The organism is Candidatus Dadabacteria bacterium, assembly GCA_009837205.1.
GTDB lineage: Bacteria > Desulfobacterota_D > UBA1144 > Nemesobacterales > Nemesobacteraceae > Nemesobacter.
Genome location: VXTZ01000007.1, coordinates 25105 through 40334 on the forward strand (window position 1 = coordinate 25105; position 15230 = coordinate 40334).

The 15230-nt window shown below is 52.8% G+C and carries 8 protein-coding genes, 1 pseudogene and 1 CRISPR repeat array; of the genes and pseudogenes, 3 read left to right on the forward strand and 6 right to left on the reverse strand.

The genetic code is table 11. From position 1 onward, the window contains the following. Window positions 1-2: 2 nt before the first annotated feature. A complete protein-coding gene (recG, locus tag F4Z13_00925; GenBank protein MXZ47809.1) occupies window positions 3-2501 on the forward strand; it encodes an ATP-dependent DNA helicase RecG in 2499 nt (832 codons plus the stop codon). Between the two features lie 70 nt (window positions 2502-2571). Here the strand turns inward: recG and F4Z13_00930 are convergent, their stop codons facing one another. The 6 genes from F4Z13_00930 to aspS all read right to left on the reverse strand — a co-directional run bounded on the left by F4Z13_00930 (window position 2572) and on the right by aspS (window position 12892). Continuing rightward, complete coding sequence (locus F4Z13_00930) at window positions 2572-2862, reverse strand: HigA family addiction module antidote protein (GenBank protein MXZ47810.1); 291 nt, start codon at window positions 2860-2862, stop codon at window positions 2572-2574. A 388-nt stretch (window positions 2863-3250) separates the two neighbouring features. Further along, window positions 3251-4525 (reverse strand): 2-oxoglutarate dehydrogenase complex dihydrolipoyllysine-residue succinyltransferase, encoded by a 1275-nt coding sequence (odhB, locus tag F4Z13_00935; protein MXZ47811.1) that lies wholly within the window; start codon window positions 4523-4525, stop codon window positions 3251-3253. 25 nt (window positions 4526-4550) lie between these two features. Next, on the reverse strand, window positions 4551-7409 hold the full coding sequence (locus F4Z13_00940; GenBank protein MXZ47812.1) for a 2-oxoglutarate dehydrogenase E1 component: 2859 nt from the start codon (window positions 7407-7409) through the stop codon (window positions 4551-4553). Window positions 7410-7735: 326 nt separating this feature from the next. Beyond that, window positions 7736-10321, reverse strand: coding sequence for a S8 family serine peptidase (locus F4Z13_00945; protein MXZ47813.1), 2586 nt, complete (start codon window positions 10319-10321; stop codon window positions 7736-7738). Window positions 10322-10345: 24 nt separating this feature from the next. Then, a complete protein-coding gene (locus F4Z13_00950; protein MXZ47814.1) occupies window positions 10346-10909 on the reverse strand; it encodes a hypothetical protein in 564 nt (187 codons plus the stop codon). 186 nt (window positions 10910-11095) lie between these two features. After that, window positions 11096-12892, reverse strand: a complete 1797-nt coding sequence (gene aspS / locus F4Z13_00955; GenBank protein MXZ47815.1) for an aspartate--tRNA ligase — start codon at window positions 12890-12892, stop codon at window positions 11096-11098. 254 nt (window positions 12893-13146) lie between these two features. Here aspS and F4Z13_00960 point away from each other — a divergent pair, with 254 nt between their 5' ends. Continuing rightward, on the forward strand, window positions 13147-13920 hold the full coding sequence (locus tag F4Z13_00960) for a conjugal transfer protein TraT (GenBank protein MXZ47816.1): 774 nt from the start codon (window positions 13147-13149) through the stop codon (window positions 13918-13920). 120 nt (window positions 13921-14040) lie between these two features. Then, window positions 14041-14304: pseudogene (locus F4Z13_00965) on the forward strand (DNA polymerase subunit beta). 41 nt (window positions 14305-14345) lie between these two features. Further along, window positions 14346-15193: a CRISPR direct-repeat array (repeat unit 37 nt; unit sequence GCTTCAATGAGGCCGAGGCAAAGTTGCCTCGGAAAAC). Window positions 15194-15230: the final 37 nt, after the last annotated feature.

Consider the following 15230-nt stretch of genomic DNA (forward strand, 5'->3'; position numbering starts at 1 on the left):
TTATGCGGGGCGAGCTGGAAAAAATCCTGCATTCTCTGGAAACTCCACTTCTTTTTGCCTCAAGGAATAATTTTTCAAACCTTGACAAGATTCCCGAACTTGGAGAGGACATAAGGAGAATCTCAACTAGGTTTCTCACGGGAAAGTTTCCAGAGAAAATAAAAACTCCTGTTTCCGCACTCAGAAATTCTTTCTCCGATTTCAAAGAGCTTACGCGCTCGGAGAAAACAGAAAGGATATCTTCGGCTCTTGCCGTTATTCATGGAATAAGAGGTGCCGCGGCCCGACTGCCCGAATCGGATGCTCCGCCACGCTCCCGCGCTCCGCAATCTCGCCAGAAGAAAAAAAACCTCCCTCAAAGCCGGGATAGAGGCTTTTTCGAAAGCGTGGCCGATGTCCCGGGCATCGGGGCTAAGGCCGCGAGTCTTCTGGCCAAAAGATCCATACGAAGCGTCTACGACCTTCTTTTCTACCGTCCGAGAAAATATGATGACAGAACAAAGATAACCAGCATCTCGGAGATCGTTCCAGAGGGTTTCTACACGGTAAGAGGCAAGGTTGTTTCTATCGGGGACATAAGAAACAGAAACAGAAAATTTTTCCAGGTCTTGCTTTCTGACGGAACGCAGAGACTGAGACTCACCTGGTTTAACTACAATGCCCGCTACCTCAGGGGGATTTTCAAAAAAGAGAGGCATTTCATAATTCACGGCAAGGTATCGCTGGCCCCGGGAGGCAGGATTCTTCAGATGATTCATCCTCTTCCCCAGGATATTGAAACAATAGAAGACGAAGACGATATCGGAAACCCCCTTCAGTTTGGAAGAATAGTTCCCGTTTACCCGCTTACGGAGGGTCTTACGCAGAAAAGGCTGAGGGAAATAGTAAGAAGCATGCTCGACGGTTACGCACGGAGCCTCAAAGAGCTGGTCCCGAAGGAAATCCAGGAAAAGCACTATCTTATGGATATGCCCGAAGCCTTGGAGCAAGTACATTTTCCAAGTGCTGGTTTTCCACCCGTTGATTTTGACGACCCCGTGTCGGTCATGGGTTCGCGGGCTCACAGGACAATAATATTCTTCGAGTTTTTTGTTCTTCAGCTCGGACTTCTGATGAAGAAACGGAAGGTTGAGCAAAGCAGGGGCTTGTCGTTTGACTCAAGCGGCGTTCTCACGGAAAAACTTCTCCGCTCGCTTCCTTTCAGTCTCACTTCGGCTCAGGAAAAGGCGGTCTCGGCAATTGCTTCCGATATGGTTTCCCCATGCCCGATGAACAGGCTTCTGCAGGGGGACGTGGGGAGCGGAAAAACGCTGGTTGCCCTTGTCTCGATGCTCCGTGTGGTTGAGTCCGGCTACCAGGCCGCTCTCATGGTCCCCACGGAAATACTGGCCGAGCAGCATTTTCGCAACATCAGGCGAATGACCGAAGACATGGGAGTGGAGATTAATCTTCTCAAAAGCGGGCTCACGCGGAAAGAAAAGATCCGGGTTTATGAAGATATAAAAACCGGGCGTGCCGATATAGTCGTGGGAACCCACGCCCTGATTTCAGAAGGGGTGGAATTCAAGGCCCTGGGGTTTGTCGTAATAGACGAGCAGCACAGGTTCGGGGTTCTCCAGAGGGCCAAGCTTGTGCACAAGGGAACGGCTCCCGATGTGCTTGTGATGACGGCTACCCCGATTCCGAGAACCCTGGCCATTACCGTGTATGGGGATCTTGAACTCTCCGTGATCGATGAGCTTCCTCCCTCGAGAAAGAGGATAAATACCTTTGTTCTCAGCGATACGCGGAAAAACCGGACATGGTTTTACGATGAGATAAGAAAGAAGCTTGGCGAGGGGCGCCAGGCGTATTTTGTCTATCCGTTCATAGAAGAGTCCGAGAATGAGGATTTCAGGCATATAAGACATGTGACCAAAATGACGGAAGAGCTTCGCGGAGAGTTCCCCGAATTTCATGTTTCACTTCTTCACGGCAGGATGAAAAGCAAGGAAAGAGACGGGGTGATGGAGGATTTTCTGGCGAGGCGGTGCGATATCCTGGTTTCCACCACCGTGATAGAGGTCGGGGTCGATGTTCCCAACGCTACTGTAATCGTCATAGAGAACGCGGAGCGCTTCGGACTCTCGCAGCTTCACCAGATGAGGGGAAGAGTGGGAAGGGGAGAACATGAATCGACCTGCTACGTCCTATATTCGTTCGCGTCGGGGGAGGATTCCGGGGAGAGGCTGAGGATAATGGGGGAGACTTCAAATGGATTCAGAATTTCCGAGGCTGACCTAGCTAACAGGGGCCCCGGGGAATTCATGGGCACTAAGCAGTCAGGTGTTCCGGGCTTCAGCTTCGGGAATCTGATCAGGGATTCCGCTCTTTTGAACGAAGCCAGAGAGTCAGCCCGGGAATTAATAGGCGCAGGGGAAGATCTTGGGAAACACGAAAGCCTCTTCAGACACGTAAGGACTAAGTGGGGTGAAATGCTTGAGCTTGATACGAACTCATAGAATATCAATGCAAGAGTTTTTGATCGTTTTCCATTATGCGGCGCGGTGATCTCTGGAGGGTTCCACAAGTCTATAATACGGTATCTAAAGATGGTAGGTGGGCAATCTGCTCGCCCTTTTCGCGTTCGGCGAGCCTTAATTCGTAGAGCTTCTGGAGATTAAGCCAGAATTCTCCAGATGTTCCAAAATAATGGCCTAACCGTAATGCGGTGTCACCAGTAATTGCGCGACGGCCGTTTAGAATTTCCGTGATATGCGTCGCCGGGACGTCAATTTGGCGGGCTAACTCGGCCGCACTCATATCAAGGGCCTCCAGATCTTCACGCAGGGTTTCACCTGGATGGATAGGGCTACGAGTCATGGTTTATCTCCTCAATGATAATCAACAATCTCAACATTAACCGGGCCGGGCCAAGTCACGGATGCTAAGCGCTGCGTCGAGTTGGTCCAGTTTTCGCGAGGCAGCTTGCTCAAATCCAGAGAAAGCTGCAACCCTGCGCCCACGGTAGAAAGCTTCCGTCCTTTTGTCTTTGAAGCCAGCGATCATTGTGCCTTAGATGCGGCCTATTACGATGTTAAGTTAAACATGTGTTAGTCGGTCACTTCCTTGCCCAACTCTGCTAACACAAGTCGGATTATACGTTTTCTGGGTCTTAACTTCAATTGATCGGAGGGGGGGGGTCAAAACCTGTCAAACGGGGATATTTTCCACCTCAGGTGCCAAGGCCGAATCCAAATGACCCCTCGTCTCATCCTTCAATGAGAAGGGTCTCTGGATCTTCAATAAGTTCCTTTACCTTTACGAGGAACTGCACGGCTTCCTTTCCGTCAACTATCCTGTGGTCGTAGCTGAGTGCCGTGTACATCATCGGTTTTATCACTATGTCCCCGTTAACCGCCACGGGCCTTTCCTCTATCTTGTGAAGTCCAAGTATCGCGACTTGGGGCGGATTCAGTATAGGGGTGCTCATCAGCGAACCGTACACCCCTCCGTTTGTTATGGTGAAAGTCCCGCCGAAGATTTCATCGAGCGAAAGCGTGTTTGTGTTTGCCTTTTCGGCTAGTTCCCTGACTTCTTTTTCTATCTGTGCGAAGGTTTTTCTGTCAGCCTCCCTTATGACGGGAACAACAAGTCCTCCCTCGGCCCCTACGGCTATTCCGATATCGTAGTAATTTTTATAGACTATTTCATCTTCCTGGATCTCGGCATTTATCTCAGGAAACAACCTGAGCGCTCCAATGGAGGCTTTTATGAAAAAGGAGGAAAAACCGAGACTCACTCCGTATTTTTCCCGGAAAGCGTCTTTTTTTCTCGATCGAAGCTCCATTACGTTAGACATGTCGATTTCATTAAAAGTGGAAAGTATGGCGGCTGTCTGCTGAGCTTCCACGAGACGTCTTGCTATGGTCCTGCGACGTCTCGACATTTTCATTCTCTTCTCCTTGTTTGCGGTAAGCTGTGAGAGGGACGGGAAAATATCCGGCGATACCGGGGTTTCGGAAACTTCCTCCTCCGGGGGGGCTTCTTGCGGGATTTCCCCTCCGGTTCTCTGTGACTCAAGGTGCCTTTCCACATCTTCTTTCGTGATTCTGTTTCCCTCGGGTACGATCTGGGAGAGGTCGACTTCGTTCTGCTCGGCGATATTTCTCGCGACGGGAGTCACTCTGGTCTCGGGTTCTTCTTCAGGCTGCTTTTCTTGGGGAGTTCCTTCGGTTTGGGGTTGGGGTGAGGCTTCAGTTTTCTTAGGAGATTCTTCTGCACCGCTTCTTGTATCCTTTTTGCTTTCGGATACTTCAATGGTTCCTAGGATGTCTCCTACTTCGACATCCTCGTCTGCTTTTTTCGCTATTGACGCCAAGATTCCCGTTGCTTCGGCGGCGACTTCGAAGTTAGCTTTCTCGGTCTCAAGCTCAACAACGGTTTCCCCGAGTCTTACCGTGTCTCCCTGTTGCTTGGTCCACTTGATTATTGTTGCTTCTATTACGGAATCCCCCAAGTGGGGAACGACGATGTTCTTGGCCATTTTCTCCCTCGCTTGCGCCTTTGTCTCAGATATCTCTGTGCCAGGTTATCCCGCTTTCCTCATTTCCTTCCACTACTTTGTCTATGCTGAACGCCTGCTTTATAAGCAACCCCTGATTGTATTTGTGCATGGAGGAAAGTCCTTCGGAGGGGCTTGAGTAGCGCTTTCTTCCTATATAGCTGAGTGGAAACCGTTTCTTGATGATTTTTCTTTTGAAAAAAGGCAGCATGTATTTCCAGGCTCCCGCGTTCTGGGGTTCTTCCTGTACCCAGACCACCTCTTCAAGTTTACCATACCTCTCCAAAACGGCGCTTGCCTCTTCCTTGGGTCTCGGGTAAAGCTGCTCGATTCTGGCTATGGCAACATCAGGCGATTTGGCTCTGAGTTCACTTGAGATGAGGTCAACGTATACCTTGCCGCTGCAGAATATCAGCCTTCTTACTTTTTTTGTCTGTCTGGTGGTCATCGGATCGTCGATTACGGGAAGCCATTTTCCCTCGGATAGATCCTTAAGGGACGAGTTTATCATCGGGCTTCGTAGAAGTCCCTTGGGCGTCATGACGATCAGGGGAAGGGGATCTTTTTCAAGCAGCAGGGCTTGGCGGCGAAGTACGTGGAAAAACTGCGCTGAAGTGGTGCAGTTCACTATCCTTATATTGTATTCGGCGGCCGACATGAGGAATCTTTCAAGCCTCCCGCTCGAGTGGTCAGGGCCCTGTCCTTCATAAGCGTGAGGGAGCAGGAGAACCAGGGAAGGGGTCTGTCCCCATTTCGCCCTTGCCGATACAAGATACTCGTCCACTATGGTCTGAGCCCCGTTTATGAAGTCCCCGTACTGGGCTTCCCATATTACAAGGCAGTTTGTTCTCTCGATACAGTATCCGTACTCAAAACCCAGGCAGGCGTTTTCGCTGAGCGGGCTGTTTTTTATCTCGAATGCAGCTTTTGCCTGCGGGATCCTCTCCAGAGGAGTATGAATTGCGCCGTTCTCAGAGTCGTGGAGCACTGCGTGACGATGGCTGAAAGTACCCCTCTCGCAATCCTGTCCGGTTATCCTGATGGGAATGCCTTGTGCGATTATGGAAGCGTAGGCTAGTTCTTCCGCCATGGCCCAGTCAATTGTCTTTTCTTTCGGGTCGTCGAGAGTGTTTTTTCTTCTGTCGCGTATTCTGGCGATTTTCGAATTTACCGTGAATCCTTCGGGAACCGAGAGAAGGGAGTCGTTTAGTCCGCGCAGGGTTTCGTCGGGAACCTTGGTAACCGTTCTTTTCGCTATCTCGTGTTCTGGGGAGGGCGCCGTTGATTCCTCGGGGGAGTCGTCAGGGGAAATCGATTCGAATTCCTCGGCAATCTTCTTGATATATTCTTCCTGTAGCTGTTCTACCTGTTTTTCCGAGACGGTGCCTTTTTCTATCAGTTTCTTTGCCCAGATGTCCATCACCCGGGGATGACTGTCTATCTTTTTGTATATCGTGGGCTGGGTGAATCCCGGTTCGTCCGCCTCGTTGTGTCCGTACCTTCTGTAGCCGACAAGGTCTATGAGGAAATGTTTTTCGAATCTCGATGTGTAGCCGAAGGCCAGGCGTATTGACTCTATGCAAGCAACCGGGTCGTCCGCGTTTACGTGGACAATCGGTATTTCGAATCCCTTTGCGAGATCGCTTGCATAAAGCGTGCTTCTGCTGTCGGAGGGAAGCGTGGTGTAGCCCAGCTGGTTGTTGGTGATTATGTGTATGGTTCCGCCGGCACGATAGCCCGGAAGAGCGGAGAGATTAAGCGTTTCGGCGTTTATCCCCTGTCCCATGAATGCCGAATCCCCGTGAATCTGCACCGGGATTACAGTTGACGGATCAAATCTGGGGTTGCCAGGTGCATCGTCGCTTGTCCCGCATGCCCTCGACATTCCCTGCACTACGGGATTTACCGATTCCAAGTGGCTGGGGTTGGGAACCATGGTGATCCTCATGTTGCGGTCAAGCGTGTCCCCGGTCGGGATATCGCGTTTTACGGCCTCGTGGTACTTTACGTCCCCGGTCCACCCCATGTCGTCTGCGAAGTCCCTTACCAGAACAGGATCCTTGAACTTAAGCAGCGTGTACTTGTAGTTTTTCTCCATCACGTGGTGCATCACGTTCAGCCTTCCGCGATGGGCCATTCCGAGAATTATCTGGTGTATGTCGGCTTTGATGGCGAGGAGTATCAGTTCATTCAGCATTGGCACCAGCATGTCGACGCCTTCTATTGAGAACCTGAATTTCCCGGGGAAGATCCTGTGGAGGAAGTTTTCGAATACCTCCACTCTGGTGAGGGTATCGAGAAGTTCCACTTCGTTAACGGGATTTAGGGGAGGGCGGTAAACACCCGACTCTATGGCACCTCTCATCCACCTTCTCTCCTCAGCTTCGTAGATGTGGTCATAGTTATAACCCGTGGTGGAAGAGTAGATTTTTCTCAGCTTCTTTATTCCGTCAAGCGCATCAAGCGAGTTCTGGGAAAGAGGCCATCCCACAAGAGTCGAGGGAAAGTCCCTAAGCTCCTCCTCATCAAGCCCGAATGTTTCGGCGTGCAGAGTTAGGTCTCCGTGAACGGGACCCCCGAGGGGGTCTATTCTGCTTGCTAGGTGGCCGTGCCGTCTTATCGCCTGGGCCATGTTCGCAATCGCGACGGCCTTGTTGACGTCCCTTACCGATGACTGCTTGAACCCGTTTTTCTCGATCTCGGGTTCGATCTCGACCCTGAGAGACGAGTACTTGCTGTCGGGCTTCCATCCCCTGAAGATGGTTTTCGTGGCGGGGTCGACTGAAGAAGAGTCCTTTACGTAACGCTCGTAAAGATCCATTACGTAACCCGAGTTGAGCCCGTGAAAGTTTTTCCAGATGTCCATGCACCTTCCTCGGAATTACGCGACAGAGGATTTCAACCGACTGAAAACCCGTTTACAGCGCAATTCCGCCTGCCCTGAACCTTTAAGTGGGTAGAATGATAGCACAAAAAAACATAAAGCAAACAGCGATTTTTCCGGTTTCGTAAAAACGACCTGATCTTTGAGCGGACCTGCCTGCTCCTCTGCTCTTGCTGTCCGTTCCGGGACAGGCTCCTGTCCCGGTGATTTCTGATTTTTTGAGAGTGGCACCTGTTGCGAACCCGGGGCACTTCGGGGACCAGGCGACGGGCTTCGAGGAACGTACTTCAGGTGGTGTCAAGAGCGCGTCAGTTCGCGCCGTGCTTGCCGTGGTAGAACCGGAGCTTCCAGTCGGTCAGCGTGCCCGTGTCGGCAGCAACGATGTCCGCCACGTGCAGCGTCCATGTGCCGTTTGGATTCTCGCCGTAGAAGGCGTTGCTGAGCAGGTGCCAGTCGGAGATTCCGGGAGATCCCTCGAGCAGGCTGTTTAAGGGTGTATTGAGTACGCTTTGCGTGCCCGCAGGCGATCTCAGGGTGATGCCGAGATCGAAAGCGTCGCCGCCTTCGACGGCGATCTCGAGCACCACAGCCTCAATATCCGCGTCTTCGGGAAGGCCTGAGACTTCCATAGCGGCGCTGATCCCGGCCCCGTCCGCATCGGGGATACGCGTCGAAAGCCTCCCCGCCTCAAACCATTCCGATTCAACCAGAGTGCCGAGGCTGTCGGGAGTGTGGCTTTCCGCCATCGCGACCGCGGCGTCGACGTCGGCCGCGCCGAAACCGTACCAGTTGTGGAAGTCAAACCCGGCGGCATTTGTCTGCCAGGCGTGCTGGAGGATGTAGGGAGTGCCTTTGAACGCGGCCCGGACTTCGGCGATATCCGGGTCGATTTTGCGCGCCGTGCTTGCCAGTATGTGCTTTATGTCCCGCCAGGTCAATTCCGGACTGATTCCGAGGAGGATGGCTACGGCGCCTGAGACCGCGGGAGCCGCTGAAGATGTACCGCCGAAGGAGTTGATGTAGTCGCCGTCGCGATTCAACGGGTTGTCGCTGGTCAGGCGATTTTCAGGCAGGATGCTGTAGCCCGCGAACGGACCTGCCTGGTCCGTGGTGATCATTGCCGGGGCCGTGATGCCGTTCTGGCCTGAAGGACCTGCTATCCAGAGGTTGGCGCCGGCGCTGGAATAGGTTGACTTCTCATCGTCGGCGTTGAATCCTCCCACGACGACCATCCACGGCGTATTCTGGTCGGGGTCGCTGTTGGCGCCCGTACAGCCTATCTCTTTCTGGAGCGGATGAATCCGCTGCTCGCAAAGCTCAAACGCGTTGCCGGCCGCCTTGACGTACACCGCGCCGCGGCCCGAACGAAGCTTCTCAACCCCCATCCTGAACGCGCGTGTAAATTCTTCGTCCGCGTTCGCGATGCCCTCATCCAGACCGAAACTCATGTTGAAGACATCCACGCTTGCCGAGTCAGGTTCGCTTGCGCTTGTGCCAAGGCTTTTAAGGAGCGCGATTTCCGCGGCCATGTCGGAATCGCCGGACTCGTCGGGCGCAGCTTCAAGCGGGTTGAACCCGACAAGGGTAACCGCAGGCGCCACTCCCCGCCCGCCGAAACCGTTGTCGGCCGCCGCTGCGGCAACCCCGGCCACGCTGGTGCCGTGATCCCCGGTTGAGGCAAAGTTGTATGGGTCGTCAGAAGATGCGCCGGGCCGGGTGCCTGCGCCGAAGTTAAACGACCCGCCCTCAGCCGTGTTGGCCGCCAGGTCCGGATGACATATCTCAAGCCCGGAATCCACCACCGCGAGCTTCACTCCGGCGCCTTTGTGGCCCGCGTCGATCGCTTTTTTCATATTCAGGTCGGCGCCGGGAGTTCCTCCCTGCTCCGCAAAAGCTTTCTGACCTGTGTTTTCAAGGTGCCACTGCTGCTCAAACAGCGGGTCTCCGCCTCCAGGCGCGGGCGTTCGTTCCGGCGCCCTGCATCGCACGAGTACCGCGCCTTCCGAATCGGTGGCGAAACTGTTTGTAACCACGTTCGGGTATTCCCTGCCCCACTCAAACGATGTCGGCGTCGTGCCCAGCCGTATGCGCAGAAAGTAGTGGCCGTCGGGCGCCAGTGCATCTAACGGCAGTCTGAACAGGCGCAGGTTATGGAAAAACAAAGAGTCCAGTGGGTCGGGGGTGGCTTCGCAGGGGTTCATGGGTGGTCCGAACCTGTCGGCCGAAGGATTCTCCGAAGGGCCGTAGCACTCGCGGATGGCGGTTACTCCCGAGGTGAAAGTCGGATCCGTGGACCACTCCGTTACCATGGGCGCGGCAGGGGTATTGGGGGGAACTCCCGCGACCACAAGGGCGACCATGGCGTCCTCCTCGACATCAAAGCCCAGTGGCTCAAGTACCAGAGGGGATTCCCCCTCGCTGTCTGCGTTGTCGGGCGGGGACTTGTCCACGCTTGCTGCGGGGCCGTCGATCACGTTCAGGGTGATCGAGGACTGGTCGCCAGCCCGCGCGTTACCCGTGATTGCGCCAAGATCGACCTCGATCGTTTCGTCGCCTTCCTCGTCGAAGTCGCGGTAAACGTCGATTTCCGCGCTTGCCGAAGTGGCGCCCGCGGGAAACTGAATCTTGTCGTCGCTGATAGCGTAGTCGCGGTCCCGTGTGGCGGACCCGCCAAGATTCAGGGCCACCGAGACGGGACCGGTGGCGGGCGCGTCGAGAACGAGGGTCAACCGTACCTTAGGATTGTCAGACTCCTCAACGCCGGAGCTGCCTGAAAGCGCCAAGGCGACGCTCGCCTGCCGTGACGGGTCAGGCGGCGGTTGTGACGAATCATTTGAGCTGCCGCAGCCTGCAAGACCCAGCAGTCCGATCATAAAAAGTGCAAGTTTACGCATGCGGTTTCTCCATTGCGACCGGAATCAACGCCACTTGACGCGGGACCTGCGAAGCCGCATGAAAGCGTCGAGCTGGCCGGGCAGCTCGCGGGTGCGTGTGACCGCGTCGGCGGGGTGCAGGTTCGACGGCAGATAAAGTACGGCAAAGCCCAGTGAATCAAACGCTTCCATGCCGGTAGCGCCGACAGTTTTGACCACGGCGTCCAGCTGCTCGCCCGCGGCCAGTTCGACTCGAATACTCGGCAGCAACGATTCGAAACGGCGCCGGACCGGATCAAAGGCGACCCAGGCGCCCGGGCCCTGAAGAGGTGTCGTCGCGCGGTACTCAGCACCCTCGACATAAACCACGTGCGTCCGATGCGAGGACGACTCGAAGGATTGCGCAACGATGTCGCCTGATGCCGACCGCGTCCGCAATCCGGCTTCCCCGGCGCTTGTGGGCAGGATCAGCATCTTGCGGCCCTCAACCGTTTCAAAACGGGTATCGCCGGCGTCCTGAGCCGCTGCGAGCGCGGCGGTCGCGAGAATTATCAATGCGCATAGGTAACGTCCAAAGCGCATGAAATAGTGAAGGTAAGTGGCTGCCATTTAGTCTGCTTCCGACACATTAATTTTACAGAAAAGCGTGTGTTTCATCCATTTGGGACTTCTTACATTTCAACCGAGAATTTTCACGTCATTTTTTCTGAAGAGAGAATCCCCGCTTTTTTTGCCGCTTCGAGCCTAATCGGACAAAACGGGGTTTCAGAGTGCTTCGCGGAGACCGGAAGAGATTCAGTCTTCCGGTTTTTTCGCAATCGCGCTTATTCCGACTTCAAGGAGCTGCTGCGGGGAGACATCCGAAGGGGCTTCGGTCAGGGGGCAGGACCCCTTCTGCGTTTTTGGAAAAGCTATTACGTCTCTTATAGACTCTCCGCCGGAGAGGAGCATCAGAAACCTGTCAAGGCCGAGAGCTATCCCTCCGTGCGGAGGGGTTCCGAATTCAAGGGCCTCGAGGAGAAAACCGAATTTTTCCCTTGCCTCCTCCTCTCCGATCCCTATTGCGTCAAACACTCTTTGCTGTATGTCCTTTCTGTGAATCCTTACGCTTCCCCCGCCTATCTCGACTCCGTTTAAGACTATGTCGTAAGACTTTGAAGCCACTTCGCCCGGGGAACTCTCAATTTTCTCCACACCCTCATCCTTTGGAGCGGTAAAAGGATGGTGGACGGCGACGTATCTTTTATCCTTGGGGCTGTACTTAAGAAGCGGAAAATCAATTACCCAGAGAAACTCAAGTTTTTCTTGGTCAGCGAGGGAAAGGGTTTCGCCCAGGCTCAGTCTTACGTTTGACATTACCTGGTTTGCCATATCGACCGAGTCAGCGCCGAAAAACACTATGTCTCCTGTTTCCATTGAAAGGGTCTTGGCCAGAAGCTCGCGTTCCCCTTCGCTTAGAAACTTGACTATGGGAGAGCTCCACCCGTCCTCGCCGACCCTTATCCACGCAAGCCCCTTCGCTCCGAGTGAGACCGCGTATTCCGTAAGATCGTCTATTTCCTTTCTTGTAAGTTTTTCGGCTCCTTCCTTGAGGTTAAGTGCCTTTATCGCTCCGCCTTTCTCAAGAGCTCTGCGAAAAACTTTGAACTGCGAGTCACGGAATATGGATGAAATGTCTTTTAATTCAAGGCCGAACCTCGTATCGGGGCAGTCGGTCCCGTACCTCTCCATGGCTTCTTCGTAAGGCATTCTAGAAAAAGGAATGCTTACGTCAATTCCTTTTGTTTCCCGAAGAACTGTTTTTATCATGCTTTCGACGATTGAGATCACGTCGTCTTCTGAGACAAACGACATCTCCATGTCTATCTGGGTGAATTCGGGCTGGCGGTCCGCTCTTAAGTCCTCATCCCTGAAGCATTTAACTATCTGGTAGTATCTGTCAAAACCCGAGATCATAAGGGTCTGTTTCAATGTCTGGGGCGACTGAGGAAGCGCGTAGAACTGACCTTCGTTAAGCCGGCTCGGAACGAGAAAGTCTCTTGCCCCTTCAGGCGTCGATTTCGTGAAATAGGGGGTTTCGATCTCGAGAAACCCGTTTTCGTTGAGGTAACTTCGCACCGCGGCGGCGACTTTGTGGCGAAAGATTATGTTGTCCCGCATTGGGGGTCTTCTGAGGTCCAGGTAGCGGTACTTAAGCCTGAGAAGCTCATCGGCGTTCACTTCGTTTTCTATGAGAAACGGTATTACCTTTGACGTGTTAAGAATTCTTACCTGCTCGGCTACCACCTCGATCTCGCCGGTTTTGAGGCTCGGGTTCACAGTTTCCTCGGTCCGGGGGGTTACAGTTCCTTTTACTGCGATTACCCATTCATCCCGCAGCTGTTCAGCGGTCTTATGGATCTTCGGGTCGTGCTGCGGGTTAAAAACAATCTGGCAAAGCCCTTCCTTGTCGCGCAGATCAACAAAAATTACCCCGCCATGGTCTCTTCGTGACTGTACCCAGCCCATGAGAGTAACGGAGCGGTCAACGTGTTTTTTCCCAAGCTCTCCGCAGAAATTCGATCTTTTCCACTCTCCCATAAGTTCAAGCATTAAACCGCGGTTCTCCCGGTAAAGAAGGATTGGCTAATCATACTAGATTGATTTACGTTGGCAAGGTCACGGTGATGTCTTAATGAGGAGTATACGGCGTGATTTTTGTCTTGTATTTCTAACTGATAAAGATGTGGGCGCGGAGGTTTTCCACGCGTTTTTTCTACTTGTTTTTTCCCTTTTTTTACATACCATTCTAGTCTGGAAGGTCGGAAATTTTTCTCCGGCAATAAAATCCCGAGGAGTTTTGATAAATGAGGAAAGGTCTTGTCTGTAAAGGGAATCTGTTTTTTGCTATGGCTGTCTGTCTTCTTTTTATTGTAAACGGTTGCGCTGCGACCAGGACCCTTATCGAGAAAAGAGAGCTCAGGGTTGAGACCAAGATGTCGGAGACGATTTTTCTTGAGCCGGTGTCGCCCAAGGAGAGGGTTGTTTACGTCGACATAAAGAATACGACCGACAAGGAACTGTCCGGAATTGAATACGGAATCAAGGGCAGGATAGCTTCTAACGGTTACAGGATCACGGAAGATCCGGCCGAGGCGACTTTCATTCTCCAGGCCAATATTCTTAAGGTCGGTAGATCTGATCTTGAAGAGACAAACGCCATGTTCGGAGAAGGTTACCAAGGCGTGGTTGAGGGGGCGGTTATCGGCGGAGTTATAGGAGGTGCCATAGGCGGGGATATTGACGAGATCAACAAGGGCACCGTTGCGGGTGCTATTGCAGGCGGAGTTGCGGGCTTTCTTTTTGACGCTCTCGTAACGGATGATCTCTTCACGATGGTAACAGATATTCAAATAAGCGGGCGTGTTCAGAAGGGAGAACTTGTTTATCGGACTGAAGATACCGATGCGTCACAGGGTACCGCGACGCGGACCAAGCAGGCTTCTCATGTTGACGACTTGAAATGGAAAATCTACAGGACTAGGATTGTGAGCGTCGCCAACAAGGCTAATCTCGACTTCGAAGAAGCGAAACCGCATCTTCAGGCGGGGCTTGAAAGATCCATAGGTGGGATTTTCTGAGTGTTAAATACAGATTTGGAGGACCAGTGCAAATAGAGTGAACTAAAAGACTTAAGCAGTTTTTGGTTGCTGATATAATTACTTAGAGGAATAATATTGATATAGTTCAGAGGTTTGAAGATGGGAATACGTATTTCAATACCGAAAAAAGAAACCGTCGCTTTTTGCGAGCGCTGGAATATTGCAGAGCTTGCGTTTTTCGGTTCTGTCTTGCGGGATGACTTTAGTTCAGAAAGCGACATAGATGTGCTTGTAAACCCACATCCCGGAATTAGTCACGGTATTTCCAATATATTACGCATGGAGAGGGAATTGGGCGACATTCTAGGGAGGGAGGTCGATTTAGTCTTTCGACCCGATGTTGAGCGCAGCCGAAACTATATCCGGCGTGAAGCCATTCTAAAATCCGCTGAGGTTTTTTATGAAGCGCGATGAAGCCGAGGCAAAGTTTCCTCGGAAAACGCAACTAACTAATGATCTAGAATACGAATTTCAGATCGCTTCAATGAGGCCGAGGCAAAGTTGCCTCGGAAAACGACTTGGTCCTTGCGGTGTTCACTGTCTAATGGGAAGGCTTCAATGAGGCCGAGGCAAAGTTGCCTCGGAAAACTGTCTAACCTGAAGAACACAAATGAAACAATCGTCGAGGCTTCAATGAGGCCGAGGCAAAGTTGCCTCGGAAAACGACCCTCGTGGGTTTCGGCATCGGCTCCGGGATAGGGCTTCAATGAGGCCGAGGCAAAGTTGCCTCGGAAAACCGGGTCGGCCGTGAGCTTTTTCCGGAGCCTGGCGGTGCTTCAATGAGGCCGAGGCAAAGTTGCCTCGGAAAACAAGGGCCCGAATCACCCGGACGCCAGCGTGAGGGACTGCTTCAATGAGGCCGAGGCAAAGTTGCCTCGGAAAACCGTTGAGGCGGCAATTGAGTGCTGAACACCGGGCAACGCTTCAATGAGGCCGAGGCAAAGTTGCCTCGGAAAACGTATATCGCGGCTTTCGACCCCTACGATCCCGACCCAGCTTCAATGAGGCCGAGGCAAAGTTGCCTCGGAAAACCTTAAGGAGGTTTAAATGTTTGTTCCTGATATTCGTCGCTTCAATGAGGCCGAGGCAAAGTTGCCTCGGAAAACTCCTCATTCTCATATACCCAACGGTCAGGCACATAGCTTCAATGAGGCCGAGGCAAAGTTGCCTCGGAAAACCGAACAACACGTTCGATCTCGACGTCCGCATAGACACGCTTCAATGAGGCCGAGGCAAAGTTGCCTCGGAAAACTGCCTGATGCTGCGGACTCTGATGCTTGGCCTATGCC